The following is a 26,958-nucleotide window of genomic DNA, read 5'->3' on the forward strand; positions in this document are numbered from 1 at the left end:
CCACGTCCCGACCGAGCCCCGCTTCCGACGCGGTCCCGACCGACCGCGCCCGCATGTCCCCACCGCACCCGCTGCCCCCGGAGGAGAGCCGTACCATGCCGCTGCTTGCCCCGAGCCCCGTCGAGACCCCCCGATTCCGCGCCTTCGGCCCACGGCAGATCGACGCCATAGCGAAACGCTTCCCGCTCACCCCGGAGCAGGTGGAGACGGTGCGGCTGATATCCCAGGTGCTGCCGTTCCGGGTGAACGAGTACACGCTCTCCGAACTCGTCGACTGGGACCGCGTCCCCGACGACCCGATGTTCCGGATGGTCTTCCCGCAGCGCGGAATGCTGTCCCCCGGGGACGAGAAGCTGCTCGCCGAGGCCAACGCGAGCGGCGACCGGCGGGCCACGGCCGCCGCCGTGCGGGAGATCAGGGGCCGCCTCAACCCGCACCCGTCCGGCCAGTTGGAGCTGAACGTGCCCAGCGTCGCCGGCGCGGCCGTGCCCGGCCTCCAGCACAAGTACCGGGAGACCGTGCTCTACTTCCCCAGCCAGGGGCAGACCTGCCACTCGTACTGCACCTACTGCTTCCGCTGGGCGCAGTTCGTCGGGGACGCCGACCTGCGGTTCGCCGCCCCGGGACCCGAGCAGCTGATCGGCTACCTGGGCGCGCACCCCGAGGTGCACGACGTGCTGGTCACCGGCGGCGACCCGATGATCATGGCCACCAGCCGGCTGCGCGAACACCTGGAGCCGCTGCTGGCCGTCGACACCGTGCGCACCGTCCGCATCGGCACCAAGTCCGTCGCCTACTGGCCGCACCGCTTCCTCACCGACAAGGACGCCGACGACGTGCTGCGGCTCTTCGAGCGGGTGGTGGCCAGCGGGCGCACCCTGGCCGTGATGGCGCACTTCACCCATCCCAGGGAGCTGAGCACCGAGCCGGCCCGCAGGGCGCTGGCCCGCATCCGGGCCACCGGCGCCGTCGTCTACTGCCAGGCGCCGCTCATCGGCCGGGTCAACGACGACGCCCTGGCGTGGAGTTCGCTGTGGAAGGCGGAACTCGCGGCCGGCGCGGTGCCCTACTACATGTTCGTCGAGCGGGACACCGGCCCCTACGACTACTTCAAGGTGCCGCTGGCCAAGGCCGCCGAGGTGTTCCGCTCCGCCTACCGCACCCTGCCGGGGCTGGCCAGGACGGTGCGCGGCCCGGTGATGTCCGCGACGCCGGGCAAGGTCGTGGTCGACGGCGTGGAGGAGACCACCGGGGGCCGTTACTTCCAGCTCCGGATGCTCCAGGCCCGCGAACCCGCGCTGGTGGGCCGCCCGTTCCGGGCCCGTTACTCCACCACCGCCGCCTGGCTGGACGAGCTGGAGCCCGCGCCCGAGACGCCCGCCGACATCGCCGCGGCCGTGTGGGGCCGCGCGCCGCGCGCCGCCACCGCCGAAGGAGAGTTGTCATGACCACCTCGACCGAGCCGCCGACCCCGACGGTGACCGCCCGCCCCATGTCGCCGAACCTGGCGCTCAACCAACTGGTCGCCGAACGCCGGGCGTCGGGCGACGACATCCTCCACATGGGCTTCGGCGAGTCCCGGCTGCCGGCCTTCGACCCGCTGGTGGAGCACCTCCTGGCCGGCGCCCGGCGCAACGGGTACGGCGCCGTCCAGGGCGACGCCACCGTGCGCGAGGCCGTGGCCGGCTACTTCACCCGCCGCCGGATGCCGACCGGCCCCGACCAGGTCGTCGTCGCGCCCGGGAGCAAGCCGCTGCTGATGGCGCTCAACCTGGTCCTGCCCGGCGACGTCGTGATCCCCCGCCCCGCCTGGAACACCTACGCGCCCCAGGCCGCCATCGCCGGCAAGCACGCCGTCTCGGTCCCCATCCCGGCCGAGGCCGGCGGCGTCCCCGACCCGGCCGCCCTGCGCGCCACCCTGCACGCGGAACGACGGGCCGGCCGCGACCCGCGCACCGTCATCCTGACCCTCCCGGACAACCCGACGGGCACCCTCGCCTCCCCCGCCCTCATCTGGGAGATCTGCGCCATCGCCGAGCAGGAGAACCTCACCGTCGTCTCCGACGAGATCTACCGGGACGTCGTCCACGACCCGACGACCCCGTTCCTCAGCCCCTCCGAGGTCATCCCGCACCGCACCGTCGTCACCAGCGGGCTGTCCAAGAGCCTGGCGCTGGGCGGCTGGCGGATCGGCGTGGCCCGCTTCCCCGGCGACGAGGCCGGCCTCGCCCTGCGCGACGACGTGCTCTCCGTCGCCAGCGAGGTGTGGTCCACGCTGGCCGGGCCCATGCAGCAGGTCGCCGCCTACGCCTTCGCCGAACCACCCGAACTCCGCGCCCACCTGGCCGCCAGCGCGCGACTCCACGGTGTGGTGGCCCGCGCCGTCCACGAGATCTTCGTCGCGGCCGGCGCCACCTGCCGCCCGCCGACCGGCGCGTTCTACGTCTACCCCGACTTCGAGCCGCTGCGCCCCGTGCTCGCCGCCAAGGGCGTCACCGACTCGCCCTCGCTGGCCCGGCACCTCCTCGACGAGTGCGACCTCGTCGTCCTCGCCGGCCACCTGCTGGGCGACGACGTCCACGCCCTGCGCTTCAAGGCCGCCACCAGCATGTTGTACGGCGACACCCCCGCGCTCCAGTGGCAGTCCCTGCGCGCCGCCGACCCCCTCGCCCTGCCGCATGTCGCGCGGGCGCTGGCCACGATCGAACGGGGCGTTCGTCGGCTGGTCTCCTGACCCGGCCCCGGGTCGGCGCCGAACGAGGCCGACTTCGAGGGGCGGCCAGGCGCCGAGCGCCTAGTCGGCGCCGACGAAGACCGCCAGCAGCAGCCACACCACCGGCGCGGTGGGCAGCAGCGAGTCCAGCCGGTCCATGATCCCGCCGTGCCCCGGGAGCAGCGAGCCCATGTCCTTGATGCCCAGATCCCGCTTGATCATGGACTCGCCGAGGTCGCCCAGCGTCGCGCTGGTGGCCACCCCGAGGCCGAGGAGCACGCCCTGCCACCAGGTGCCGTCGTCGATCAGCCACATCATCGACAGGGCGCCGGCGACCGCCGCGAAGAACACCGCGCCGGCCAGGCCCTCCCTGGTCTTGCCCGGGCTGATCCTGGGCGCCAGCTTGGCCCGGCCGAACCGCCAACCCACCGCGTAGGCACCGGTGTCGGCGACGACGGTGAGCAGTATGAAGACCAGCACCCGCCACTCGCCGTCGTCGGCGGCCAGCATCAGGGCCACGAAGCTGGCCAGGAAGGGGACATAGAACGCGGCGAACACGCCGGCGGTCACGTCACGCAGATAGTTCTCCGGGGAGGAGAACATCCGCCACAGGCAGGTGGCCAGCACCGTCAGCGCCATGGCGGACCAGGCGCCCCGGGCGCCGTCGAGATAGCCGGCGACGACCGTCGCCACACCGCCCAGCGCCAGCGGCACCAGGGGCACCCTGATCTGCTTGCGCTCGGCGAGCCGGGTGGACAGCTCCCAGAGGCCGACGACCACGGCCGTCGCTATCACGACCAGGAAGGCGGGCCGGTAGACGAAGAGCGCGGCGAGGACCAGGGCCCCGAGACCCACCCCGACCCCCACGGCGGCCCGCAGGTCACGCCCGGCGCGCTTCTTCGGTGGAGGAGGGGCCGGGGGTCCGGCCGGCGCCCGCCCGGTGGCCGGGGACGGCCCCCAGGTTGATTCGTTCACGGATGGCTGTGTCCTTGTCGGTTCTCGCGGTCCGATCGACCCGGTCAGTCCTGTGCGACGCGGCGCGACGAGCATCGGCGCGGCGCCCGACCGTTCAGACCTCGAGCAGCTCGGCTTCCTTGTGCTTGAGCAACTCGTCCACCTGCGCGACGTACTTGGAGGTGGTGTCGTCCAACTCCTTCTCGCCGCGCCGGCCCTCGTCCTCGCCGACGTCGCCGTCCTTGATCGCCTTGTCGATCAGCTCCTTGGCCTTCCGCCGCACCCCACGGATGGAGATCTTGGCGTCCTCGCCCTTGGTCTTGGCGACCTTGATGAACTCCTTGCGGCGCTCCTCGGTCAACTCCGGGAAGACGACGCGGATGATGTGGCCGTCGTTGGTGGGGTTGACGCCCAGGTCGGAGTCGCGGATCGCCTGCTCGATGTTGCGCAGCGAGGACTTGTCGAACGGGGTCACCACCGCCATCCGCGCCTCCGGCACGGAGAACGAGGCGAGTTGGTTGATCGGGGTCATGGTCCCGTAGTACTCGGCCACGATCTTGTTGAACATCGCCGGGTGGGCACGGCCGGTGCGGATCGCGGCCAGATCCTCCTTGGCGACCACAACCGCCTTCTCCATCTTCTCCTCGGCCTCGAGGAGGGCTTCTTCGATCACCACGTGCTCCTGGTTCGATGTTGAGTGCGCTGACGGGCCGTCAGGCCCGCCGGCCCTGGCTGTTGACGAGTGTGCCGATCTTCTCACCCTTTACCGCACGGGCGATATTGCCCTCGGCGAGCAGCTCGAACACCAGGATGGGCAGCTGGTTGTCGCGGCACAGGGTGATCGCGGTGGAGTCGGCGACCTTCAGGTCCCGGGTGATCACCTCGCCGTAGTCCAGGGCGTCGAACTTCACCGCGTCCGCGTTCCGCGCGGGATCGGAGTCGTAGACCCCGTCCACCCCGTTCTTGCCCATCAGCAGGGCCTCGGCGTGGATCTCCAACGCCCGCTGCGCGGCGGTCGTGTCGGTGGAGAAGTAGGGCATCCCCATGCCGGCGCCGAAGATCACCACACGGCCCTTCTCCAGGTGCCGCACGGCGCGCAGCGGGATGTACGGCTCGGCGACCTGGCCCATCGTGATCGCGGTCTGCACCCGGGAGTCGATGCCCTCCTTCTCCAGGAAGTCCTGGAGGGCCAGGCAGTTCATCACCGTGCCCAGCATCCCCATGTAGTCGGAGCGGGCGCGGTCCATGCCGCGCTGCTGGAGTTCGGCGCCACGGAAGAAGTTGCCGCCGCCGATCACCACCGCGATCTGCGCCCCGTCCCGCACCACGGCCGCGATCTCCCTGGCCATCTTGTGCACGACATCGGGATCGACACCGAGCCCGCCGCCGCCCGCGAATGCCTCACCCGACAGCTTCAGCAGGAAACGGCGGGGTTTGTCGTCCTGGTTCATGGAACTCTCCTCGTGCACACGCCAAGGAGGCCACTGCCGGCGGACCTTGCGGTTCCCCTGTACGGCAATGGCCTCCTCGTCACAACTGCCGTCGCCCCGGCCGCCGCGACGCGACCGCACGGCCGGACGGCCTTCCGCCCGACAATAGCCGGGTGTCGACCACCGTGTGGCCGACGGCGCGTCCCGGGACGGTCGCCGGCCCTTCGGGATCAGGCGCCGACGCGGAAGCGGGCGAAGCCCTGGACGGCGACGCCGGCCTCGGTGACGACCTTCTGGACGGACTTCTTGTTGTCCTTGGCGAAGGGCTGGTCGAGCAGCACCTTCTCCTTGAAGAAGCCGTTGACCCGACCGTCGACGATCTTCGACAGCGCGGCCTCCGGCTTGCCCTCCTCGCGGGCGGTCGCCTCGGCGATGCGGCGCTCGTTCTCCACCACGTCGGCCGGGACCTCGTCGCGGGTCAGGAAGCCGGGCGCGAACGCGGCGATGTGCTGCGCCACGTCCTTGGCGACCTCGGCGTTGGCCTGGTCCAGCTGCACCAGGACGCCGACCTGCGGGGGCAGGTCGGGGCTGGTGCGGTGCAGGTAGCTGCCGACATAGCCGCCGGTGAGGCGGGCGAACCGGTCCAGCACGATCTTCTCGCCCAGCGTCGCGTTCGCCTCGTCGACGAACGCCTGGACGGTCTTGCCCGGCTCGATCTCGGAGGCGAGCAGCGAGGCCAGGTCGGCCGGCGCGGTGGCGAAGACGTGGTCGGCCACCTGCTGGGCCACGGCCTGGAACTTGTCGCCCTTGGCGACGAAGTCCGTCTCGCACTTCAACTCGACCAGCACGCCGGTGGTGTTGTCCTCGGCGATGACGGCGACGACCGCGCCGTTCTCGGCGGTGCGGCTCTCGCGCTTGGCCACGCCCTTCTGGCCCTTGACGCGCAGGATCTCCACGGCCTTGGTGACGTCGCCCTCGGCCTCGTCCAGCGCCTTCTTACAGTCCATCATGCCGGCGCCGGACAGCTCACGGAGCTTCTTGACGTCGGCGGCGGTGAAGTTCGCCATGGTTACGTGATTCTCTTCCCGGATCTCGTCGTTGGGGTCGCTGGGCTCGCTTGGTGCCGTCGCCGCACCGACCGGAGACGGCGGTGCGGGGGCCGCTTCCGGCCTCCCCGCACCGCCCGTGCTCTTCTCGCTGTCTGCCGTCGGCTGCCGTCGGGCCCGGCGGCTGCCGGGCCCGAACGGTCCTCAGGCGCTCTCGCCGGCCGGCTGCGCCTCGGGGGCGGGCTGCGCCTCGGCGGCGGGCTCGGCCTCGGCGGCCGGCTGCGCCTCGGGGGCGGCGGCCTCGGCCGCCGCCGGCTCGGCGGTGGCCTCGTCGGCCGGCTTCTCCTCGGCGGCCTTCTCCTCGGCGCCGGTCAGCAGCTCGCGCTCCCACTCGGGCAGCGGCTCGCCGGCCGGCTTCTCGCCGTCCTTGGCCTGCGCGGCACCGGAGCGAGCGATGAGGCCCTCGGCGACGCCGTCGGCGATCACCCGGGTCAGCAGGGTGACCGAACGGATCGCGTCGTCGTTGCCCGGGATCTTGTAGTCCACCTCGTCCGGGTCGCAGTTGGTGTCCAGGATCGCGACCACCGGGATGTTCAGCTTCCGGGCCTCGCCGACGGCGATGTGCTCCTTCTTGGTGTCCACGATCCAGACGGCGCTGGGCACCTTCTGCATCTCGCGGATGCCGCCGAGGGTCTTCTCCAGCTTGGCCTTCTCGCGGGAGAGGACGAGCAGTTCCTTCTTGGTGAGGCCGGAGGCGGCCACATCGTCGAAGTCGATCTGCTCCAGCTCCTTGAGCCGCTGGAGCCGCTTGTGGACCGTGGAGAAGTTGGTGAGCATCCCGCCAAGCCAGCGCTGGTTGACGTACGGCATCCCGACCCGGGTCGCCTGCTCGGCGATGGCCTGCTGGGCCTGCTTCTTGGTGCCGACGAACATGACGGTCCCGCCGTGCGCGACGGTCTCCTTGACGAACTCGTAGGCGCGGTCGATGTACGACAGCGACTGGAGCAGGTCGATGATGTAGATGCCGTTGCGCTCGGTGAAGATGAAACGCTTCATCTTCGGGTTCCAGCGGCGGGTCTGGTGCCCGAAGTGGACGCCGCTCTCCAGCAGCTCCCGCATCGTGACGACGGCCATGGCCGTTCTCCTTGTGCAGACTCGGTTGTCGGCGCCGACCGGCAGGCCGGCGCCCCTGACGCCCCTGACGCGCGGTGCCGGGTGTCGATGTCTCACGACCGCCACGGACCGAGACGCGCGGCCATCAACACGCACCGGGCGGCCGGTGCGCCCCGACGGCGGGGCGTGCGAGGTCGATCCGGGTGCCCGGATCGCCACCAGAAGTGTACGGGACCCCGGCGGGCCGGGGCGACAGCCGCCGACCCGGCCGAACGAGGCCGACCGCCGCCCTCACCCCCGCCCCCACACCGCGCCCGAGGCCGCCCCGCGAGGTCCGCGACCTCCTCCTCCGACGGCCGCGGCACGCCCCATTCGCTCGTCGACGCGTGGCACCGCTGCCTGCCCGGCGGGGCTTCGCGGATCAACGAGCGGCCACCGTGCGTCGGTTGGCGGCCACGCCCAGTCTGCCGAGGGAGCGGAGGTGGTCCGCTCGGGGGCCCGCACGTCCTCGACCAAGCGGGACCACATGCCCGACATTCGCCCTGGGCGCCACCGGCACCCGGCCCGGGACCGTGGGCCAACGGTCGAGGAAGGTGACGCGCACCTCGTCCCCGTAGACGCGCGTGCGAACACTCGGGTCACCCGCCAGGAAGGCGCAGACGAAACCGGGTCGCCCCGCGCCCTCGCCCCGTACGCCGCGTGGCCCATGCGCTCTCGCTCCAGCACTGACTCTTCCTCCCCTACTGCCCTGCGCCCCCCGGCGCCTTGCGCCCGCCCCCGCCCATCGATGCTTACACAGAGTGACCGAGAACGGGGGCTCGAAGGGGTCGTTCACTCGAAGAGGTGGCGAGGTTATCCACAACCGGCAGGTTATCCACCAAGATCCACTTCTCCTCCGGGTGCCGGTCACAGTGAGTCGCGGAGGTGATGCGGCATGAACGAGCGAGGTGCGCTGGGCCGCTTCGGCGAGGAGGTCGCCGTGCGACGGCTGCGGGAGTCCGGCCTGTCCGTCCTGGAGAGGAACTGGCGCTGTCGCGCCGGGGAGATCGACATCGTGGCGGCCGAGCCGGCCGGCTCGGCCCTGGTCGTCTGCGAGGTGAAGACCCGCAGGGCCGGCGGGTTCCAGGACCCGCTGGCCGGGGTGGCGCCGGCGCAGCTGGAGCGGCTGCGCCGGCTGGCCGAACGCTGGCTGGACGAGCGGTGGTTGGCGTGTCATCCGGAGCCGCCGCCGGGCGGGGTGCGGATCGATCTCGTCGGGGTGCTGCTGCCCCGGCGGGGCGCCGCCCGCGTCGAGCATGTGCGGGGGGTGGCGTGATGGGGTTCGCCCGCACCTGTGCCGTGGCCCTGGTCGGGGTCGAGGGCATGGTGGTCGAGGTGCAGGCCGATCTGGAGCCCGGGGTGGCGGCGTTCTCGCTGGTCGGCCTCGCGGACAAGTCGCTGACCGAGAGCCGGGACCGGGTCCGCGCCGCCCTGGTGAACTCGGGCGCGCCCTGGCCGCAGAAGAAGCTGACCGTGGGCCTCAGCCCGGCCTCGGTCCCGAAGTTCGGCAGCGGCTTCGATCTCGCGGTGGCCTGCGCGGTGTTGGCGGCGGCCGAGCGGATCGATCCGAGGTCGATCGCCGACGTGATGATGATCGGCGAGCTGTCCCTGGACGGGCGGGTGCGGCCGGTTCGCGGCGTGCTGCCGGCCGTCCTCACGGCGGCCGAGGCGGGGTACCGGCAGGTGGTGGTGCCCGAGAGCGCGGTCGCCGAGGCGGCGCTGGTGCCGGAGATGGCGGTGCTGGGGGTGCGCAGCCTGCGGCAGTTGATCGCGCTGCTCGCCGACGAGCCGGTGCCCGAGGAGGCGGCGGAGCCGGAGCACCCGGGGTCCGGGGGCGGCTTCGGCCCCGGCGCCTGGAGCGCGATGGACCCGGGTGGGTCGCTGGGCCCGGACGGCGGGGAGCCGCCGCCGGATCTCGCCGATGTCTCGGGGCAGTCGCTGGCCCGCAGGGCGCTGGAGGTGGCCGCCGCCGGGCGGCACCACCTGCTGCTGAAGGGCGCCCCGGGCGCGGGCAAGACGATGCTGGCCGAGCGGTTGCCCGGGCTGCTGCCTCCGCTGAGCAGGAAGGAGTCGCTTGAGGTCAGCGCCGTGCACTCGGTGAGCGGTTCGCTGCCGGCCGGGCGTCCGTTGATCGACCGGCCGCCGTTCTGCGCGCCGCACCACTCGGCCTCGATGGCCGCGCTGGTCGGCGGCGGCAGCGGGATGCCACGGCCGGGCGCCGTCTCGCTGGCACACCACGGGGTGCTGTTCATCGACGAGGCCGCCGAGATGAGCGGGCAGGCGCTGGACGCGTTGCGGCAGCCGCTGGAGTCGGGCTGTGTGGTGGTGGCCAGGGCGGCCGGCGTGGTGCGGATGCCGGCCAGGGTGTTGCTGGTCATGGCGACCAACCCCTGCCCGTGCGGCCGGCACGGCTCCCCGCTGGGGGACTGCGAGTGTCTTCCCGGCACCGTGCGGCGCTATCAGGCGCGGCTGTCGGGCCCGCTGCTGGACCGGGTGGACCTGCGGGTGCCCGTGGAGCCGGTCAGCCGGGCCGAGTTGGTCGCGCCGGGCGGCGGGGAGCCGACGGCCCGGGTGGCCGGGCGGGTGCTGGCGGCCCGACACCGCGCGGCCGAGCGGCTGGCGGACACCCAGTGGCGGACCAACAGCGAGGTGCCCGGGCACATCCTGCGCACCCGCTGGGCGCCCCACCCCGGCGCCCTGGCCAGAGCCGAGCAGGACATGGACCGGGGCCTGCTCACCGCCCGTGGCCTGGACCGCGTGCTCCGCGTGGCCTGGACGGTGGCCGACCTCGCCGGGCACGACCGGCCCACGGCCGAGGACGTGGACGCCGCGTTGGAGTTGCGCACCGGGGTGCGGCGCGGCGCGGGGGTCGCGGGGAGCCTGTCGTGATCGCCGAGGGGGAGCGGCTGGCCCGGGCCGCGCTGGCGCGGGTGGTGGAGCCGGGGGATGAGCGGGTCGGGCGCTGGCTCGCCGAGTTGGGGCCGGCGGCGGTCTGGGAGGCGCTGCGGGCCAGGGGCCCGGCGCTGCCCGGGGTGAGCGCGGAGCGCTGGGCCGGACTGCTGCTGCGCGCCGAACGGGCCGAGCCCGAGCGGGATCTGGCGCGGATCGGTGAGTTGGGCGGGCGTTTCCTGTGCCCCGGGGATCGGGAGTGGCCGGGCCAGTTGGCGGATCTGGGGGCTGCGGCGCCGATCGGGCTGTGGGTGCGCGGCCCGTGTTCGCTGCGCTTCGTCGCGCTCCGCGCCGTGGCCCTGGTGGGGGCCAGGGCGTGCACGGACTATGGCGCCCATGTGGCCGCCGAGTTGGCGACCGGGCTGTGCGAGCGCGGGTGGACGGTGGTCTCGGGCGCCGCCTTCGGCATCGACGGCGCGGCGCACCGGGGCGCCCTCGCCGTCTCGGGCGTGACGGTCGCCGTGTTGGCCTGCGGCGTCGATGTGAGCTATCCGCTGGCGCACCGGGAGTTGCTGGACCGCATCGCCCGGGGTGGCCTGCTGGTGGCCGAGTTGGCCCCGGGCGACCATCCGACGCGCGGGCGCTTCGTCCAACGGAACCGGGTGATCGCCGCGTTGACCAGGGGGACGGTGGTGGTCGAGGCGGCGCGGCGCAGCGGGGCGCTGGCCACGGCGCGCTATGCCGCAGGGCTTGGGCGCCATCTGATGGCGGTGCCGGGCCCGGTGACCTCGGGCCTCTCGGCGGGCGCCCATCGGCTGATCAGGGCCGAGGCCACGCTGGTGAGCGAGGCGGCGGAGATCGTCGAGCTGGTGGGCGAGATGGGCGAGTTGGCGGAGCCGGGGCCCGAGCCGCTGGTGGCGCGGGACCTGCTGGCGCCCCGCGCGGCGCGGGTGTTGGACGCGCTGCCGGCGGAGGGGACGCTGCCGTTGACGGAGATCGCCAGGGGCGCCTGCACAAGTGAGGGCGAGGCGTGCGCCCGGCTGGGTGAGCTGTGCGCGCTGGGCTTCGTCGAACGGGTGGGCGAGCACTGGCGGTTGTCGCCGGGGTCAACCCGACACGCGAGGGTGGTGATTGCGAGGGGCCATGGCGGCGCGTAACCCCAGCGTGCGGCCAGCGGAACGTATCTGCGCATCCGCCCCCGGACGACACATGCGCGATGCGACCCCTCAGTCACGCTACGCTCACAGAGTTCTGGCTTCAGAACCTCCACGAACCCCCCGCAGAACGGCTCACGACGACGTATGCCCCAGCACTCCCCCGGGCCCTGGCAGGTGGCCCAGGCTGCACCGGACGCGGCGGAGGGCGCCATGACCCCCTCGGCGCCCTCCGCGCTCGACGAGCTGTGGCGTGCTTACAAGTCCACCGGCGACGAACGGCTGCGCGAGCAGCTGATCCTGCACTACTCACCGTTGGTGAAGTATGTGGCGGGCCGGGTCAGCGTCGGGCTGCCGCCCAATGTCGAACAGGCGGACTTCGTCTCCTCCGGGGTGTTCGGCCTGATCGACGCGATCGAGAAGTTCGACCCGACGCGCTCCATCAAGTTCGAGACCTATGCGATCACCCGCATCCGGGGCGCGATGATCGACGAACTGCGCGCGCTGGACTGGATTCCCCGCTCGGTCCGGCAGAAGGCCCGCGCCATCGAGCGCGCCTACGCCACGTTGGAGGCCTCGCTGCGCCGCACCCCCACGGAGGCCGAGGTGGCCCGGGAGATGGACATCCCGCTGGAGGAACTGCACGGGGTCTTCAGCCAGTTGTCGCTGGCCAACGTCGTGGCCCTGGAGGAGCTGCTGCACGCGGGCGAGGGCGGCGGGGACCGGCTCAGCTTGATGGACACCCTGGAGGACACCGCCGCCGACAACCCGGTGGAGGTGGCCGAGGACCGCGAGCTGCGCCGGCTGCTGGCCCGCGCGGTCAACACCCTTCCCGAGCGGGAGAAGACGGTGGTGACGCTCTACTACTACGAGGGCCTCACGCTGGCCGAGATCGGGGCGGTGCTCGGCGTCACGGAGAGCCGGGTGAGCCAGATCCACACCAAGTCGGTGTTGCAGCTGCGCGCCAAGCTCGCCGACGTCACCGGTTGAACGGAACGTGCTGAACGGCACGGGTTGACCGGCGCCGGTTGAAACCGTGCGCGGTCGTGGGCTCCGCACACCCGGGCGTCCTAGAGTGGGAGGGTGCCCAGGATTCGAGCGGCCACGGTGGCCGAGCACCGCGCGATGCAGCGCGCAGCGCTGCTGGAGGCCGCCCGCACCCTGCTGGTGGAGGGCGGCGCCCGGGCGCTGACCTTCGCGGCGCTGGCCGAGCGCACCGGGCTCGCCCGCTCCTCGGTCTACGAGTACTTCTCCTCACGGGCCGCCCTGGTCACGGAGTTGTGCGCCAACGACTTCCCGCTGTGGGCCGCCGAGGTGTCCGCCGCCATGGACGCCGTGGACACGCCGCGCGAGAAGATCGCCGCGTATGTCCGCCAACAGCTGGCGCTGGCCACCGACCGGCGGCACCAGGCCGTGGTGGCGATCTCCGCCAGCGAGTTGGACGACGCGGCCCGCGCCGAGATCAGGGCCGCGCACGGGGAGCTGGCCGAACTGGTCGTCGACGTGCTGCGCGAGCTGGGCCACCCGGAGCCCTCGGTGGTCGCCGGGCTGCTCCGCGGTCTGGTCGACGCCGCCGTGGGCGCCGCCACCGGCGGCCGGGGCGCCCACCCCCCCGAGCGGATCGCCGAGCTGGCCGTGGCCATCGCCCTCGACGGCGTCGCCGGCGGCGGGCAGCCCCGGGGGCTCGGGGACGCCGAAGACCGGCAGCAGCCGGGCGGGACCCCGGCGTAGCAGCCGCTCCGGCAGCAGGGCGAGCGGATCGAGGTAGGTCCGCTCCCGCAGCAGCCCCCAGTGCAGGCACGGCCCCGCGCAGTGCGAGGGCTCCGACTGCAACACGCCCAGCGGCTCCCCCGCCTCCACCCGGTCCCCCTCGCGAACCAGCGGCGCCAGCGGCTCGTGTGTCAGCCGCAGCGGCGGGTCCCCGGTGCCGGACAGCTCCAGCGTGACCACGCCCCGCCCGGCAACCCGGCCGGCGAACGACACCCGGCCCTCGGCCGCCGCCAGGACCGTGGCACCCGGCCCGGTGGCCAGATCGACGCCCCGGTGCCCCGCCGCCCAGGGCGTGGGCGGCGGCTCGAAGCCGCGCATGACCGTGGGCCGCGTCCCCCCGTCCACCCCGGGCACCGGCCACCCCAGCGCCGGACCCGCCGGCGCCGGCTCGGCCGATCGGGCCAGGCCCGGCACGGCGCTCTCCCCGGCCCCCGGGCCGGGGACGCCGACCGCGTGGGCCGGCACCGGAGCCCCGCCGAACGCGGCGGCGCCGATGGACAACCCCAGCACCGACACCAACAGTGCCACCAACACCACCCAGAGTGATCTCATGCTGGCAGCATGGCAGCCGGAACACCCCGGTGGGGCCGGGAGCGCAAATCTGTGGATAACTCGGGCACTGGCCAGAAACTGCTCACCCACCAGGGTGAAACGGTCGCACTAGCCGCTGCGCCCGCCCCTGAAGCCGGAGTCCTCGGGAAGGTCGAGTTCGCTGCGATTCAGCTCCTCGATGTTCACGTCCTTGAAGGTGAGCACCCGCACACGCTTGACGAACCGAGCCGGCCTGTACATGTCCCAGACCCAGGCGTCGGCCATGCTGACCTCGAAGAACACCTCGCCCTGCACCGAGTGGACCTGCATCTCGTAGTCGTTGGTGAGGTAGAACCGGCGCTCGGTTTCGATCACGTACGTGAACAGACCGACGACGTCCCGATACTCCCGGTAGAGCTTCAGCTCCATCTCGGTCTCGTACTTTTCGAGGTCCTCGGCACTCATGGCGTGATCCCCTTCAGCCGTGCGTCCCCTCATTGTGCGTCACCGAGGACGAGCGCACGCCATCGCGCCGGGAACGTGAGGTGAGCCGAACGAGGGGCCCGTAGAGCCCGCCAAGGATGATCAACACCGCGCCGCCGCCCGTCGCCCAGACCAGGGGCCACAGCGGCCCCTGCCCCGAGATGCCGCCCGGCTGGTCGGCGAACCCTGCCGCCTCGGGAAGCGACCCCAGCCGGTCCAGGGGCCAGACGGTGGCCGTGACCCGCCCGGAGACGGCGCTTCTTGGCACCGTCGACGGCTCGCCCTCCGCCAGCAGGCTCCGGGAGTCCAGCGAGTCCGAACGGTCGTCCCCCAGAAGAAACAGCTCGCCCTCGGGCACCTCGGTGTCAAAACCGGTCGGCGAGGCCGCCCGTTCGCTCTCGTCGAGATAGGGCTCCTCGACGGGCTCGCCGTTCACCAGCAGCCGACCGCCCTCGTCGCAGCAGGCGACCGTGTCGCCGCCGACGCCGACCACGCGCTTGACCATCGGCAGGTCACCCCAGGTGTCGTCCCGGAAGACGACCACATCGCCCCGCCGCACCTCGTGCCCCTCGATCCGCTCGGCCAGCACCCGGTCGCCCGAGGCCACCGAGGGGGCCATCGAATCCGTCGGCACGGTGTAGGGCTGGTAGAGGAAGGCGGCCAACACGAAGCCGCCGAGGAACAGCACACACCCCAGGCCCACGGCCACATTGGACAGCGCGCGGCCGATTCGCCCACCACGGCGTGGCGTCCCGCTCATCGGCGCCCCCTCCTGATCGGTCTCAGGGGGTGACCCTACCCACCGGGCCCCCGCCGATCAGCCCGTGGGGCCCCGCGTCTCCCCACGCTCGACGGCAACGGCCGCCGCCGCGCGCCGGCGGCGCCACCACACCAGCGGGACCGCGCCGACCAACGCCACCGCGCCCGGGGCACCGACCGCCGCCGGCCCCGCGAGCGCGTCGTAGGAGCCCGGCACCGGCAACGTCCCCCAGCGCGTCACCGGCCAGGCGATGGCGACGGCCCGGCCGACCACCTCGTCCTCGGAGATCGTGCCCTGGCCGGCGAGGTTCTGGTGGTAGCGGGAGTCCAGCGAGTCCTGGCGGTGGTCCCCCATCACCCACAGCCGCCCCTCGGGCACCTCGATCGGCCCGAACGGCCGGTCGTCGCAAGGGGTGTTGCCCGGGTAGAGGTAGTCGCTCTCGTCGACGGCCTCGCCGTTCACCATGACCGAGCCGCCCTTGTGGCACTCGACGGTGTCCCCGCCGACCGCGATGACCCGCTTGATCAGGTCCTGGTCCTCGGCGGACGGCATCAGCCCGATGAAGCTCAGCGCGTCCTGCACCGCCGCGCCGAACCCGCCGCTGGACGGCGTCTCCCCCAACCAGCCGCCCGGGTCGTGGAAGACCACGACCTCGCCCCGCTCCGGCGTGCTGCCGAACCACGGGGTGAGCTTGTCCACCAACACCCGGTCGCCCCGCTGGAGGGTGTTCTGCATCGAGTCCGAGGGGATCGAGAACGCCTGAAGCAGAAAGGTCTTGATGACCAGCGCCAGCACCACCGCGATGCCGATCAGGATCGGCAGTTCCTTCCAGAAGGAGCGCTGCTTGCGCCGGGCACCCCGGGCGCCCTCCGAGCCCTGCTGCGCCCCCTGGTCAGCCTCCTGATCGGTCTCCCGCCCCGTCTCCGCCGCCTCCTCGGCAGCCCCGGCAGCCCCGGGCGCGCCGTCTTCGCCGGCGCCACCGGCCGACCCCGCCCCGGGGGAGCCACCGCCGGGCGCGTCGCCATTCGGACTCACCGGACGATCCTCCGGCTCCTCCGCGTTGGATCGCGCACCCACCGCCACATCCCCCACTTCCACTCCTCACGCCTCGCGTTGACCGGTCCGAGGGCCGCAACAGGCCCACCACACCCATAACGAGCGGGAGTTCCGCAGGGATCGGCAGGGGTGCGTTTTCCTTCACCTCGGTGGGACCCCGGGCGTTGACGGTGCCGGAGTCGGGCTCGGGCACCCCCGCGAACGCCTCCGCGTCACCCAGCCGCTGCCAGTGCCCGAAGGGCCAGGCGATCACCACGGCACGGCCGACGACCAGGTCCTCGGGTACCGTACCCTGCCCGGGATCATCCAGGTGGTACCGGGAGTCGGCCGAGTTGGAGCGGTGGTCGCCCATCACGAAGAGGCGGTCCTCGGGCACCTCCACCTCGAACTCGATCTGCGAGGGCGGGTTTCCCGGGTAGAGGTAGGGCTCGTCCAGGGCGGCCCCGTTGACCGTGATCCGGCCGCCCTCGTCGCAGCACACCACGGTGTCGCCGCCGACGGCGATCACCCGCTTGATCAGATCCTGATCGTCCTGCGATGGCAACAGACCGATCCAGGTCAGAAAGTCCCGGCCCTGTTTGATCCCCACCGGCGGGTCGTCCTCGGGGCCCGCGTTCTGCTCGGTGTCCAGCCAGCCGCCCGGGTCCTTGAAGACCACCACGTCGCCGCGCTGCGGCTCCCAGCCGAACCACGGGGTGAGCTTGTCCACCAGCACCCGGTCGTCGATCCTGATCGTCTCCTCCATGGAGCCGGACGGGATGACGAACGCCTGCACCAGGAACGTCTTCAACACCAGCGCTATCAGCAGCGCGGTGCCGACCAGGATGGGTATCTCGCGGGTGGCCCGGAGCCGGCGGCGCCGTTTGATCCGCTTGGCCGCCTTCCGACGCGCCGCCCGCCCCTCGCCGGGGCCGCGCAACGTCGGGGTGGGCTCCCGGTCCGGCTCGGAAGGGTGCGCGCCGCGAGGCGCCGCGTGGCGACCCCAACGCTGGTCGTCCTGGCCCGGCCCGGACGCCCGCTCCGGCCCCGGCTCATGCCCCTTCCCCGCGCGACGCCCCTGGCCCTCGCCCCGGCGCCCGCGCGGACGTCCCCGCTCACCCATGGTCCGACCGGAGGGACGTCCAGTGGCCGACGGGCCAACCGACCCAGTCGGCACGGCCGATGACCTTGTCCTCGGGGACGGTGCCGCCCCCCGGGGAGCCCAGATACTCCCTGGAGTCCGCCGAGTCAGAACGGTGGTCGCCCATTACCCACAACCGTCCCTCGGGCACTCGAATATCAAACCTGACATTCGAAGGTTTGTCCCCCGGATAGAGATATGGCTCCTCCAGGGGCTCGCCGTTGACCTCGATCCGGCCCTCGTCGTCACAACAGCGCACCCGGTCCCCGCCGATGCCGATCACCCGCTTCACGAAGTCGGAGTCGGACGACCTGGCCAGCCCCACGGCGCCGGCCGCCGTCCGCAGCAGGCCCTCCAGCAGCCCGGGGTCGGACTCCTCGGCGACGAACGAGCCCGTGCCGTCGAAGACGACGATGTCGCCCCGCCGCACCTCGCCGCCGAAGCTGTAGGCCAGCTTGTTCACCAACACCCGGTCGCCGACCCGCAGCGTGCCCTCCATCGAGCCGCTGGGGATCACGAAGGGCTGCACCACGAACCTGCTGACCAGGGAGGTGACCACCACCGTAGCCAACAGCACCGACAGCCAGAAACGGGTCGAGCGCGACCAGCGCCGTTTCGACTTCGGGGAGTCGGAGGGCTGGTCGCGCTCGGGGCGTTCGGGCTCGGGAGTTCCCGAGGAGGCTTCCGCGTCGGAGTCGGTCACGCGGAGATGCTAACCGCCCGCGCGGGCCGGTCAGTTCTCCCGCTTCTCCTTGATCTTCGCGGCCTTGCCCCGCAGGTTGCGCAGGTAGTAGAGCTTGGCGCGGCGGACGTCACCACGGGTCACGACCTCGATCTTCTCCGCCACGGGGGTGTGGACGGGGAAGGTGCGCTCGACGCCGACGCCGAAGCTGATCTTGCGGACCGTGAAGGTCTCCCGCACGCCGGAGCCCTGCCGGCGGATGACCACGCCCTTGAACTGCTGGACCCGGGAGCGGTTGCCCTCGATGACGCGGACGTGGACGTTGACGGTGTCGCCCGGACGGAAGTCGGGGACGTCCTCGCGCAGGGAGGCGCTGTCGATGCTGTCCAGGAGGTTCATGGCCTGCTGCTTTCCTCGCCCGATGCCACAGGTCATCGCGGCGGTACGTTGCCGGGTGTCTGGGTGTGGCTTCCTCGCCCCGGCGGCGTCGGTCCCCCTGTGGCAGGGTCGCGCGCCGGGCGTGAGCCAGCGGCCTATTCTTCCACGGCCCCCGGCGAGCGCCCAAATCGGCCATCCGGCCCCTCGGCCCAGCCCAGCTCGGCGAGCGTCGCGCGATCGTGCCGGTCGAGGTCCTTCGGGTCGCAACCGGCGATCAGATCGGGCCGGTTGAGGCTGGTGCGCCGCAGCGCCTCGTCCCGCCGCCAGCGGGCGATCCGCCCGTGGTGGCCGCTGCTGAGCACCTCGGGAACGGTCCGCCCGCGCCACTCGGGCGGCTTGGTGTAGATCGGCCCCTCCAGCAGGGCGGCCATGGCGCCCGGCGCGAAGGAGTCGTCCCGGTGGGAGTCCGCGTTGCCCAGCACGCCGGGCAGCAGCCGGGCGACGGCCTCGACCATCACCAGCACCGGGGCCTCGCCGCCGGCCAGCACATAGTCGCCGATGGACAGCTCCCGCACGTCCAGCCGCTCGCCGTACTCCTCGACCACCCGCCGGTCGATCCCCTCGTAGCGGGCCGGGGTGAAGACCAGCCAGGGCTCGTCGGCCAGTTCGACGGCCAGCTCCTGGGTGAAGGGCCGCCCGCTCGGCGTGGGCACGACCACCACGGGCCGCCCCTCGCCCGAGGCCAGCACGGCGTCCAGCGCCTCGCCCCAGGGCTCGGGCTTCATCACCATGCCGGGGCCGCCGCCGTAGGGGGTGTCGTCCACGGTGTGGTGCCGGTCGTGGGTGAACGCGCGCAGGTCGTGCACCCGGACGTCCAACTGCCCCCGGGCGCGCGCCTTGCCGACCAGGGAGACGTTGAGCGGCTCCAGGTACTCGGGGAAGATCGTGATGACGTCCAGCCTCATGCGCCGGCCTCGTCGCCCGTCCGCTCGCCCGCTCCGTCGTCGCCCCCGGCGTCGGCGCCCGGCTCGCCCGAGCCGTCCAGGGCGAGCAGGCCCGGCGGCGGGTCGATCACCACGCGGCCGGCCTCCAGGTCGACCTCCGGCACGATGGCCTCGACGAAGGGGACGAACGCCTCCCCGCCGCCCGGCCGCGCCACCACCAGCAGGTCCTGGCCCGGCAGATGGGCCACCTCCCGCACCTCGCCGACCTCGGTCCCGTCCCCGACGGTGACCACGGCGAGGCCGATCAGCTGGTGGTCGTAGAACTCCTCGGGGTCGTCCGGGAGTTGGTCGGGATCGACGTCGGCGATTAGCAGGGTGTTGCGCAGCGCCTCGGCCGCGCTCCGGTCGTTGACGCCGGCGAACCGCAGCAGCAGCCGGCCGCTGTGCACCCGGCCGCTCTCGATGGTCAGCGGGCCCACCTCGGGCGGCTCGGTGGTGAGCGTCTCGCCGGGGACCAGCCGCAGTTCGGGCTCGTCGGTGCGCACCTCGACGGTGACCTCGCCCTTGATCCCGTGGGCGCGGCCCACGCGTGCGACGACCAGTTGCACGGTGTCTACGTTCCTCACTGCTGACGGCGGAATGCCGGGACGGCGTGAGGGCCGGGTGCGACTCGCGCCGCACCCGGCCCTCACGGTGATGCCATGTAAAACGCGCCTCAGCGGACCTCGTCCGCGTCGACCAGGTCGACGCGGATGCCCTTGCCACCGAGCGCGCCCACGACCGTGCGCAGGGAACGCGCGGTGCGGCCGTTGCGGCCGATCACCTTGCCGAGGTCCTCGGGATGCACCCGGACCTCCAGCACACGTCCCCGGCGCAGGGTGCGCGAGGCGACCTGGACCTCGTCGGGATGATCGACGATGCCCTTCACCAGGTGCTCCAGGGCCTCCTCGAGCATCTCAGCCCTCGGAGGACTCGGCCGGCGCCTCGGCCTTCTTCTCGGCCTTCTTCGCCTTGGGGGTGATGGCCTCGCCCTTCGGCTCGCCACCCGACTCCTTGGCGGCGGCCTCGAAGGCGGCCCGGCGGTCGGGGCGGGCGGCGGGCTCCTTCAGGGGCGGCGGGGCCGGCAGACCCCTGAACTTCTGCCAGTCGCCGGTGGCCTTGAGGATGGCCAGCACGGGCTCGGTCGGCTGGGCGCCGACGCTCAGCCAGTGCTGCACGCGCTCCGAGTTGACCTCGATGCGCGACGGGTTCTGCACCGGGTGGTACAGGCCGATCTCCTCGATGGCCCGGCCGTCCCGGCGGGTACGAGCGTCGGCGACGATGATGCGGTAGTGAGGCGAACGGATCTTGCCCAGTCGCTTCAGCTTGATCTTGACTGCCACGAGTGTGGTGTCTCCTGCGTGATTGACGTGGTGGGCCCGCCCCCGCCGCGTGGGGATGCGGCGGGCCTGGGCCCGGTGGACGCGTCAGTCGGAGGAGAGAGGGGTCCTTGACGACTGTCGAGTTCAGCGGACCATTCTGCCACAGCCGTCAGGACGAGGCTCCCACGGTCACCGCGTCCACGATCTGGAAGGGCGTCTTGCAGGCGCCGCAGACGATCGGGGCCTGGGCCAGCACGGAGGGCACCACGCGGACGTTCCGCCCGCACTCGCAGACGGCCTTGACCCGCACGCCGCCCCCGGAGGAGCCGTGGCGCGCGGCCGGGCCGCGGAAGCTGCGCTTGGTGTCGCTGGCGGTGGCGGCGATGTGGGCCTTGAGCGCGCGCTGGAGGCGCTCGGCGGTGGGGCGGTAGCGCCGTTTGGTCTCGGGACTCATGGTGACCAGGGAGAAGCCGCTGCTCGGGTGCGGGTCCTCGGGGTGGTCAAGGCCCAACTCCTCGGCGATCGCGAGGAATCGGCGGTTGTGGTAGCGCCCCGCGCGAGAGGTGTCCCTGACCCCCCGGGCGGCGGCGATGCCGTGCACCGCCTCGTGCAGCAGTCGTTCGAAGGAGAGCTCGGCGCCGCAGGCGGACGAGGACTCTCCGATCAGGGATTCGGGCGCGGCCAGATCCGGCAGCTCCGGGTGGTGCCTTTGGATGTCGGCCCACGCGTGTGCCAGCTCGGCGGCGAGAACTGGTGGTGTCGTGCTCACGTCGTGCATAACGAGCGATGGCCCCGCTGTGTTCCGATTCCGGGGCAAGTCCGCGAATTTGCACTTACCCGTCAGTTCGGAGCGTGAACGGGCGGTGCCCGGGGCGTTTCGCACCGCCCCGGACCGCGCGTCCCGACCGCCGTCGTTCAGTAGGACCGGCCGACCACGGCCAGGGTTCCCGGGGCGTCGTCCGAGGTCGGCACTGAGCCGTCCTCGGCGACCAGGCAGCGCACCGTGACCGCGTCCTCGGCCAGCCGCTTCTCGCCCTCGGCGCCGACCTCGGACCACGGCAGCCTGGCCCAGTTCCCCGTCCTGGCCGCCTCGGCCGCCTCGTCCAGGGTCCGCACGTCGAAGGTGCGGCTCTCCCTGCGCTCGCGGGACTGCCGCAGCAGCAGCTCCTGGTCCTCCTCCAGCGCGGTGGGGATCACGGTCGGCAGCGCGTCGATCGCGACCGGCTCCTTGCCGCCGGGGATGCGGCGCGCCAGCATCGCGGTGCCGGCCTCCAGGTCGCGCGGGCCGACCTCGACCCGGACCGGTACGCCCTTCAGCTCCCAGTCGACGGCGCGGCGGCCGAACGGCACGTCGGTGCGGTCGTCCACCTCCACGCGGACGCCGGCGGCGGCGAGTTGGGCGCCGATCTCGCGGACCCGGGTCAGCACGGCCTCGTCGCCCTTGATCGCCAGCACCACGGCCTGGACGGCGGCGAGCCGGGGCGGCACCCGCAGCCCGTTGTCGTCGCCGTGCGCCATGATCAGGCCGCCGACCATGCGGGTCGAGGCGCCCCAGGAGGTCTGCCAGACCAGCTCGCGTTCGCCGTCCTTCCCCAGGAAGCGGGTGTCGAAGGCGCGCGCGAAGTTCTGCCCCAACTCGTGGCTGGTGCCCATCTGGAGGGCCTTGCCGTCCCCCATCATGGCTTCCAGGGTGAGGGTGTTGATCGCGCCGGCGAAGCGCTCGGAGGGCGTCTTGCGGCCCAACACCACGTCGATGCCGAGCACGTTGACCATCACGTCGGCGTAGACGTCGGTGTGGATCAGCGCGGCGAAGTCGCGGGCGTCCTCGTAGCTGGCGTGCGCGGTGTGGCCCTCCTGCCAGAGGAACTCGGTGGTGCGCAGGAAGACGCGCGGGCGCATCTCCCAACGGACCACGTTGGCCCACTGGTTGATCAGCAGGGGCAGGTCGCGGTAGCTCTGCACCCACTTGGCGAAGTACTCGTTGATGATGGTCTCGGAGGTGGGGCGGACGACCGCCGCCTCCTCCAGCTGCTTGCCGCCGCCGTGCGTGACCACCGCCAGCTCGGGCGCGAAGCCCTCGACATGCTCGGCCTCCCTGGCCAGGAACGACTGGGGGATCAGCAGCGGGAAGTACGCGTTGCGGGCCCCCGTCGCCTTGATCCGGGTGTCCAGCTCCTCCTGCATCCGCTCCCAGAGACCGTAGCCGTACGGTCGGATGACCATGGTGCCGCGCACCGGCCCGTTGTCGGCCAGCTCGGCCTTGCTGATCACGTCCTGGTACCAGCGCGGGAAGTCCTCCGCCTGGGGGGTGAGTACGGGAGCCTTTGCCATGCGGCAGATGGTACGGGGGAACGGGCCCCGAGCGTGAATCGGTGTCGCGCCGGCGGCCCGTTCCCCGCCGTGGTCACTTGGGCGGGAGGATGTCCCGGAACTCCTTGGGCAGTTCGAAGTCGCCCGGGTCCTGGCCGGCGCCCGGGATGCCGAAGGCGCCGCCGTCCTGGCCGCCCCGGCCGCCGCCCTGCTCCTCGGCCTGGCGCTTCATCGGGTTGCCCGAACGGCGCCTGCCCTTGGCCTTCTTCTGCTGCTTGCCGCCCTTGCGCTTGCCGCCGCCGGGGCCGCCCATCCCGGGGATGCCGGGCATTCCGGGCACGCCGCCACCCTGGGCCATCCTGGACATCATCTTGCGCGCCTCGAAGAACCGCTCCACCAGGTTCTTCACCGCGCTGACGTCCACGCCGGAGCCCTTGGCGATGCGGGCGCGGCGCGAGCCGTTGATGATCTTGGGGTCGGAGCGCTCGGCCGGGGTCATCGACTTGATGATGGCGGCGGTGCGGTCCACCTCGCGCTCGTCGAGGTTGTTGATCTGCTCGCGCATCTGCCCCATGCCCGGCATCATCCCGAGCAGCTTGGAGATGGAGCCCATCTTCCGGACCTGCTCCATCTGGGACAGGAAGTCGTCGAGGGTGAACTCCTTGGGCCCCTTGGCGAGCTTGCTGGCGAGCTTCTCCGCCTCCTGCTGGCTGAAGGTGCGCTCGGCCTGCTCGATCAGGCTGAGCACGTCGCCCATGCCGAGGATGCGGGACGCCATCCGGTCCGGGTGGAAGGCGTCGAAGTCCTCCAACTTCTCGCCGTTGGAGGCGAACATGATCTGCCGGCCGGTGACCTGCGCGATCGACAGGGCGGCGCCGCCGCGCGCGTCGCCGTCGAGCTTGGAGAGGACCACGCCGTCGAAGCCCACGCCGTCGCGGAACGCCTCGGCCGTGGTGACCGCGTCCTGACCGATCATGGCGTCCACGACGAAGAGGATCTCGTCGGGGCGGACCGCGTCCCTGATGTCGGCGGCCTGCCGCATCAGCTCCTCGTCGATGCCGAGGCGGCCGGCGGTGTCGACGATCACCACGTCGTGCTGCTTGTCGCGGGCGAAGACCACCGAGTCCTCGGCGACCCGCACCGGGTCGCCGACGCCGTTGCCCGGCTCGGGCGCGAAGACCGCGACGCCGGCGCGCTCGGCGACGACGCTCAACTGGTTGACCGCGTTGGGGCGTTGCAGGTCGCAGGCGACCAGCAGCGGGGTGTGGCCCTGCTCCTTGAGCCAGCGGCCCAGCTTGCCGGCGAGGGTCGTCTTGCCCGCGCCCTGGAGGCCGGCGAGCATGACGACGGTCGGCGGGTTCTTGGCGAAGCGCAGCCGGCGGGTCTCGCCCCCCAGGATGCCGACCAGTTCCTCGTTGACGATCTTGATGACCTGCTGGGCCGGGTTGAGCGCCTTGGAGACCTCGGCGCCGGCGGCGCGCTCCTTGACCTGCTTGATGAACGCGCGGACGACCGGCAGGGCGACGTCCGCCTCCAGCAGCGCGATGCGGATCTCCCGCGCCGTGGTGTCGATGTCCGCCTCGCTCAGACGGCCCTTGCCCCTGAGGTTCTTGAACGTGGCCGCAAGGCGGTCGGAGAGTGTGTCGAACACGGCGCTGGCGAATCCTTACACATCGGCGGTCGGGTCGGCGGTGCCCTCCAGCGTATCCGCCCGGCGGCGGAAGGTGTCAGCCCGTGCCGGAGCCGCCCGCGCCGGCCAGGTCCCGCTCCAGGTCACGGGCCAGCTCGCCGGCCCTGGCCTCGGACAGGGGCGCGCCGTCGGCGGTGGTGACATAGAACGCGTCGACGGCGTTGGCGCCCAGCGTGCTGACGTGCGCGCTGCGCACCCAGACGCCGGCGGCCTCCAGCGCGCGGCCGATCCGGTACAGCAGCCCGGGGGCGTCCTGCGCGCGCACCTCCAGGACGGTGGCCAGCCGGGAGCCGAGCGGGGCCACGGTCACCCGGGGCGGCGGGGCGCCGGGCCGGCGGCGGGGGCGGCGGTAGGCGGCCTCCCGTTCCGCGAGGCGGCCGCCGATGTCCAGCGAGCCCTCCAGCGCGCGCACCAGGTCGGCGCGGAGCCGTTCGGCCCTGGGCAGCGAGCCGTACTGGGTGGACACCCGCCAGTCCAGCAGCAGGATCTGGCCGGCGCCGACGGGATCGATGGCGCGCAACTCGGCCGAGTGCACGGCGAGTCGGTGCAGCGCGAGGACGCCGGCCACGGCCGGCAGCACCCCGGGCTGCTCGGGCAGGGCGACGACCAGCTCCACGCCGACGGGCTCGGGCTCGGCGTCCTCCTCCGGCTCGGGCCCCTCGGTGTCGGTGGGGCGGGGCCGCAGCGCGAGCACGGGCCCGGCGGTGCGGAACGCCTCGACGGCCAGCCGCTCGGCGGCGACCGAGGGGCCCGGCTCGCCCTCGGGCGGCGGGGCGGCGCCGTCCTGGAGGCTGGCGGCCACCCGCTTCACCAGGTCGGCGACGAGCGAGGCGCGCCAACTCGACCACGCGGCGGGCCCGGTGGCCAGCGCGTCGGCCTCGGTGAGGGCGTGCAGCAGCTCCAGGGTGAGCGGGTCGCGCACCGCTTCGGCGACCAGCGCGACGGTGGCGGGGTCGCCGAGGTCGCGGCGGGTGGCGGTCTCGATCAGCAGCAGATGGTGGCGGACCAGGGTGCCCAGCACGTCGGTGTCGGCGGCGTTGAAGCCGATCCGGGTCGCCATGTCCCTGGCGATGGTCTCGCCGGCGACGCTGTGGTCGCCGGGCCAGCCCTTACCCATGTCGTGCAGGAGCGCGGCCACCAGCAGCAGGTCGGGGCGGCGGACCCGGCGGGTCAACGCGGCGGCCCGCACGGCCGTCTCGACCAGGTGCCGGTCGACGGTCCAGCGGTGCACGGGGTTGCGCTGAGGGCGGCAGCGCACCCGTTCCCAGTCGGGCAGCAGCCGGGTGATCAGCCCGCCGGCCTCCAGCGCCTCCCAGACCGGAACGGTGTCGGGCCCGGCGCCGAGCAGGGTGATCAGCTGCTCGCGCGCCTCGGCCGGCCAGGGCACCGGCAGCGTGGCGGGCTGGGCGGCCAGCGCCGAGACGGCCGGCAGCGCCAGCGGCAGGCCGGCGGTCGCGGCGGCCGCCGCCGCGCGCAGCGGCAGCACCGGGTCGCGGTCGGGCCGGGCGGCGCGGGCCAGGCCGACCTCGCCGTCCTGTTCCACCACGCCCTCGGCCAGCGGGGTGCGGTGGTCGGCCGGCGCGGAACGGCCGCCCCGGCCGGCGAGCAGCCGGCCGATCCGGCGGCGGGCGGTGCGGGCGCGCAGCACCCGGCCGACCTCGCGCCAGGTGACGTCGGAGGCGTAGGAGATGGTGCGGCCGGCCTCGTAGACCTGGCGCAGCAGGCTGTCGGCGTCCAGCACGCCGAGCGCCTCGGCGACCTGGTCCTGGTCCTGGAGCGCCAGCCGCTCGGTGGCCCGCCCGGTGCACAGGTGCAGCGCGTCGCGCACGTCGAGCAGGGTGTTGCGGGCGGCGGCCAGGCCCTGGCGCGGGGCGTCGGCCAGCCAGGAGGCGGCGACGGCGCGGAGCGCGGTGGCGTCCCGCAGGCCGCCCCTGGCCTCCTTGAGGTCGGGTTCGAGGAGGAACGGCAACTCGCCCTGGCGGCGGGCTCGTTCGCGGCCCAGCTCGTGGAGTTCGGGGAGCCGGGCCGGGGCCTGGGAGCGCCACTGGCCGAGGAGTTCGGTGCGCAGCTCGGCGGTGAGCGCGGCGTCGCCTGCGAGGTGGCGGGCGTCCAGCAGCCCGAGTTGGACCTTGAGGTCATCGCCGGCGGTGGCGCGGGCCTCGGCGATGGTGCGCACGGAGTGGTCCAGGGCGAGGCCCAGGTCCCAGACCGGGTACCACAGGTGGTCGGCGACGGCGGCGATCTCCCGGGCCGACGCCTTGCCGTCGTGCAGCAGCAGCAGGTCCAGGTCGCTGCGCGGGGAGAGTTCGCCCCGGCCGTAGCCGCCGACGGCGACCAGGGCCAGCCGCCCTGGGCGCGGGGCGGCGCGCAGCAGCCCGGCGAGCCAGTCGTCGGTGAGGCGGGCGAGCCGGGAACGCCGGGAAGGCCCGGGCCGCGCCTCCTCGTTGAGGAGGCGCAGCCGGGCCGAGGCGTAGCCGCCTTCGTGGCCCTCTTCCTCGCCGGTGGTGGGTGTCTGGGCCGTCATGCGGTGGTAGC

General features: G+C 73.0%; 25 protein-coding genes and 2 pseudogenes. 7 read left to right on the forward strand and 20 right to left on the reverse strand.

Annotation, left to right across the window (positions count from 1 at the left end):
* Window positions 1–95 precede the first annotated feature (95 nt).
* Entirely contained in the window at window positions 96–1,448 is a 1,353-nt protein-coding gene (locus tag FH609_RS26270) for a KamA family radical SAM protein (RefSeq protein ID WP_139672729.1), read from the forward strand.
* Entirely contained in the window at window positions 1,445–2,734 is a 1,290-nt protein-coding gene (locus tag FH609_RS26275; protein ID WP_226961963.1) for a pyridoxal phosphate-dependent aminotransferase, read from the forward strand. The genes FH609_RS26270 and FH609_RS26275 overlap by 4 nt, the downstream gene beginning before the upstream one ends.
* Before the next feature lie 60 nt (window positions 2,735–2,794).
* Here FH609_RS26275 and FH609_RS26280 read toward each other — a convergent pair whose 3' ends face one another.
* From FH609_RS26280 to rpsB, 5 genes are all read right to left on the reverse strand, one after another.
* On the reverse strand, window positions 2,795–3,763 hold the full coding sequence (locus tag FH609_RS26280; protein ID WP_139672726.1) for a phosphatidate cytidylyltransferase: 969 nt from the start codon (window positions 3,761–3,763) through the stop codon (window positions 2,795–2,797).
* Window positions 3,764–3,782: 19 nt separating this feature from the next.
* On the reverse strand, window positions 3,783–4,340 hold the full coding sequence (frr, locus tag FH609_RS26285; RefSeq protein WP_139672723.1) for a ribosome recycling factor: 558 nt from the start codon (window positions 4,338–4,340) through the stop codon (window positions 3,783–3,785).
* Window positions 4,341–4,380: 40 nt separating this feature from the next.
* On the reverse strand, window positions 4,381–5,118 hold the full coding sequence (gene pyrH, locus FH609_RS26290; protein WP_139672721.1) for a UMP kinase: 738 nt from the start codon (window positions 5,116–5,118) through the stop codon (window positions 4,381–4,383).
* Between the two features lie 209 nt (window positions 5,119–5,327).
* The gene (gene tsf, locus FH609_RS26295; protein WP_139672718.1) at window positions 5,328–6,164 is read right to left on the reverse strand and encodes a translation elongation factor Ts; all 837 of its coding nucleotides are present in this window, start codon (window positions 6,162–6,164) and stop codon (window positions 5,328–5,330) included.
* A 183-nt stretch (window positions 6,165–6,347) separates the two neighbouring features.
* Window positions 6,348–7,277, reverse strand: a complete 930-nt coding sequence (gene rpsB / locus FH609_RS26300; RefSeq protein ID WP_139672716.1) for a 30S ribosomal protein S2 — start codon at window positions 7,275–7,277, stop codon at window positions 6,348–6,350.
* Between the two features lie 913 nt (window positions 7,278–8,190).
* Between rpsB and FH609_RS26305 the strand changes: the two genes are divergently transcribed.
* The 5 genes from FH609_RS26305 (at window position 8,191) to FH609_RS26325 (ending at window position 13,069) form a co-directional block, all read left to right on the forward strand.
* Window positions 8,191–8,571, forward strand: a complete 381-nt coding sequence (locus FH609_RS26305; protein ID WP_139672713.1) for a YraN family protein — start codon at window positions 8,191–8,193, stop codon at window positions 8,569–8,571.
* Window positions 8,571–10,184 carry a YifB family Mg chelatase-like AAA ATPase gene (locus FH609_RS26310; protein ID WP_139672710.1) on the forward strand — a complete coding sequence of 538 codons (1,614 nt, stop codon included), beginning with the start codon at window positions 8,571–8,573 and terminating at the stop codon, window positions 10,182–10,184. Before FH609_RS26305 ends, FH609_RS26310 begins: the two co-directional genes overlap by 1 nt.
* Window positions 10,184–11,341 (forward strand): DNA-processing protein DprA, encoded by a 1,158-nt coding sequence (gene dprA, locus FH609_RS26315; protein ID WP_139672960.1) that lies wholly within the window; start codon window positions 10,184–10,186, stop codon window positions 11,339–11,341. The genes FH609_RS26310 and dprA overlap by 1 nt, the downstream gene beginning before the upstream one ends.
* Window positions 11,342–11,485: 144 nt before the next feature.
* Window positions 11,486–12,328 (forward strand): RNA polymerase sigma factor WhiG, encoded by an 843-nt coding sequence (gene whiG, locus FH609_RS26320; RefSeq protein WP_122184008.1) that lies wholly within the window; start codon window positions 11,486–11,488, stop codon window positions 12,326–12,328.
* A 117-nt stretch (window positions 12,329–12,445) separates the two neighbouring features.
* Window positions 12,446–13,069: a TetR/AcrR family transcriptional regulator gene (locus FH609_RS26325; RefSeq protein ID WP_139672957.1), complete on the forward strand. Its 624-nt coding sequence runs from the start codon at window positions 12,446–12,448 to the stop codon at window positions 13,067–13,069.
* Between the two features lie 84 nt (window positions 13,070–13,153).
* Here FH609_RS26325 and FH609_RS26330 read toward each other — a convergent pair.
* The 15 genes and pseudogenes from FH609_RS26330 to FH609_RS26400 form a co-directional block, all read right to left on the reverse strand.
* A pseudogene (locus tag FH609_RS26330) lies at window positions 13,154–13,660 on the reverse strand (peptidoglycan DD-metalloendopeptidase family protein); the annotation flags it as partial.
* A gap of 108 nt (window positions 13,661–13,768) precedes the next feature.
* A complete protein-coding gene (locus tag FH609_RS26335; protein ID WP_139672708.1) occupies window positions 13,769–14,104 on the reverse strand; it encodes a DUF2469 domain-containing protein in 336 nt (111 codons plus the stop codon).
* A 13-nt stretch (window positions 14,105–14,117) separates the two neighbouring features.
* Complete coding sequence (gene lepB / locus FH609_RS26340) at window positions 14,118–14,882, reverse strand: signal peptidase I (RefSeq protein ID WP_139672705.1); 765 nt, start codon at window positions 14,880–14,882, stop codon at window positions 14,118–14,120.
* Window positions 14,883–14,939: 57 nt separating this feature from the next.
* A complete protein-coding gene (gene lepB / locus FH609_RS26345) occupies window positions 14,940–15,965 on the reverse strand; it encodes a signal peptidase I (RefSeq protein ID WP_405379118.1) in 1,026 nt (341 codons plus the stop codon).
* Window positions 15,871–17,040: pseudogene (lepB, locus tag FH609_RS26350) on the reverse strand (signal peptidase I); the annotation flags it as partial. The pseudogene lepB (FH609_RS26350) and the gene lepB (FH609_RS26345), both read right to left, overlap by 95 nt.
* On the reverse strand, window positions 17,033–17,761 hold the full coding sequence (gene lepB / locus FH609_RS26355) for a signal peptidase I (RefSeq protein ID WP_139672699.1): 729 nt from the start codon (window positions 17,759–17,761) through the stop codon (window positions 17,033–17,035). The pseudogene lepB (FH609_RS26350) and the gene lepB (FH609_RS26355), both read right to left, overlap by 8 nt.
* A 30-nt stretch (window positions 17,762–17,791) precedes the next feature.
* Window positions 17,792–18,139 (reverse strand): 50S ribosomal protein L19, encoded by a 348-nt coding sequence (rplS, locus tag FH609_RS26360; RefSeq protein ID WP_097233032.1) that lies wholly within the window; start codon window positions 18,137–18,139, stop codon window positions 17,792–17,794.
* Between the two features lie 134 nt (window positions 18,140–18,273).
* Window positions 18,274–19,083: a tRNA (guanosine(37)-N1)-methyltransferase TrmD gene (trmD, locus tag FH609_RS26365; RefSeq protein WP_139672696.1), complete on the reverse strand. Its 810-nt coding sequence runs from the start codon at window positions 19,081–19,083 to the stop codon at window positions 18,274–18,276.
* A complete protein-coding gene (gene rimM, locus FH609_RS26370; RefSeq protein ID WP_139672693.1) occupies window positions 19,080–19,670 on the reverse strand; it encodes a ribosome maturation factor RimM in 591 nt (196 codons plus the stop codon). Before rimM ends, trmD begins: the two co-directional genes overlap by 4 nt.
* 107 nt (window positions 19,671–19,777) lie before the next feature.
* A complete protein-coding gene (locus tag FH609_RS26375) occupies window positions 19,778–20,017 on the reverse strand; it encodes an RNA-binding protein (protein ID WP_122184000.1) in 240 nt (79 codons plus the stop codon).
* A gap of 1 nt (window position 20,018) precedes the next feature.
* Window positions 20,019–20,444 (reverse strand): 30S ribosomal protein S16, encoded by a 426-nt coding sequence (gene rpsP, locus FH609_RS26380; protein ID WP_139672691.1) that lies wholly within the window; start codon window positions 20,442–20,444, stop codon window positions 20,019–20,021.
* 148 nt (window positions 20,445–20,592) lie between these two features.
* Complete coding sequence (locus FH609_RS26385) at window positions 20,593–21,192, reverse strand: hypothetical protein (protein ID WP_193318065.1); 600 nt, start codon at window positions 21,190–21,192, stop codon at window positions 20,593–20,595.
* Between the two features lie 146 nt (window positions 21,193–21,338).
* A complete protein-coding gene (gene proS, locus FH609_RS26390; protein ID WP_139672685.1) occupies window positions 21,339–22,754 on the reverse strand; it encodes a proline--tRNA ligase in 1,416 nt (471 codons plus the stop codon).
* A 73-nt stretch (window positions 22,755–22,827) separates the two neighbouring features.
* Window positions 22,828–24,384 (reverse strand): signal recognition particle protein, encoded by a 1,557-nt coding sequence (gene ffh, locus FH609_RS26395; protein WP_139672682.1) that lies wholly within the window; start codon window positions 24,382–24,384, stop codon window positions 22,828–22,830.
* Window positions 24,385–24,460: 76 nt separating this feature from the next.
* Window positions 24,461–26,947: a [protein-PII] uridylyltransferase gene (locus FH609_RS26400; RefSeq protein ID WP_139672679.1), complete on the reverse strand. Its 2,487-nt coding sequence runs from the start codon at window positions 26,945–26,947 to the stop codon at window positions 24,461–24,463.
* Between the last annotated feature and the right edge of the window lie 11 nt (window positions 26,948–26,958).

The organism is Streptomyces sp. 3MP-14 (assembly GCF_006334905.2).
GTDB classification, from domain to species: domain Bacteria; phylum Actinomycetota; class Actinomycetes; order Streptomycetales; family Streptomycetaceae; genus Streptomyces; species Streptomyces triticirhizae.

Excerpts from the sequence above, each read along its gene's own strand:
- tsf (WP_139672718.1), bottom strand. The coding sequence starts at position 6,164 with ATGGCGAACTTCACCGCCGCCGACGTCAAGAAGCTCCGTGAGCTGTCC.
- proS (WP_139672685.1), bottom strand. The coding sequence starts at position 22,754 with ATGGCAAAGGCTCCCGTACTCACCCCCCAGGCGGAGGACTTCCCGCGC.
- pyrH (WP_139672721.1), bottom strand. The coding sequence starts at position 5,118 with ATGAACCAGGACGACAAACCCCGCCGTTTCCTGCTGAAGCTGTCGGGT.
- FH609_RS26335 (WP_139672708.1), bottom strand. The coding sequence starts at position 14,104 with ATGAGTGCCGAGGACCTCGAAAAGTACGAGACCGAGATGGAGCTGAAG.
- rplS (WP_097233032.1), bottom strand. The coding sequence starts at position 18,139 with ATGAACCTCCTGGACAGCATCGACAGCGCCTCCCTGCGCGAGGACGTC.
- whiG (WP_122184008.1), top strand. The coding sequence starts at position 11,486 with ATGCCCCAGCACTCCCCCGGGCCCTGGCAGGTGGCCCAGGCTGCACCG.
- FH609_RS26310 (WP_139672710.1), top strand. The coding sequence starts at position 8,571 with ATGGGGTTCGCCCGCACCTGTGCCGTGGCCCTGGTCGGGGTCGAGGGC.
- FH609_RS26275 (WP_226961963.1), top strand. The coding sequence starts at position 1,445 with ATGACCACCTCGACCGAGCCGCCGACCCCGACGGTGACCGCCCGCCCC.
- FH609_RS26270 (WP_139672729.1), top strand. The coding sequence starts at position 96 with ATGCCGCTGCTTGCCCCGAGCCCCGTCGAGACCCCCCGATTCCGCGCC.
- FH609_RS26305 (WP_139672713.1), top strand. The coding sequence starts at position 8,191 with ATGAACGAGCGAGGTGCGCTGGGCCGCTTCGGCGAGGAGGTCGCCGTG.
- trmD (WP_139672696.1), bottom strand. The coding sequence starts at position 19,083 with ATGAGGCTGGACGTCATCACGATCTTCCCCGAGTACCTGGAGCCGCTC.
- FH609_RS26375 (WP_122184000.1), bottom strand. The coding sequence starts at position 20,017 with ATGCTCGAGGAGGCCCTGGAGCACCTGGTGAAGGGCATCGTCGATCAT.
- FH609_RS26400 (WP_139672679.1), bottom strand. The coding sequence starts at position 26,947 with ATGACGGCCCAGACACCCACCACCGGCGAGGAAGAGGGCCACGAAGGC.
- FH609_RS26280 (WP_139672726.1), bottom strand. The coding sequence starts at position 3,763 with ATGCTCGTCGCGCCGCGTCGCACAGGACTGACCGGGTCGATCGGACCG.
- lepB (WP_139672705.1), bottom strand. The coding sequence starts at position 14,882 with ATGAGCGGGACGCCACGCCGTGGTGGGCGAATCGGCCGCGCGCTGTCC.
- rpsB (WP_139672716.1), bottom strand. The coding sequence starts at position 7,277 with ATGGCCGTCGTCACGATGCGGGAGCTGCTGGAGAGCGGCGTCCACTTC.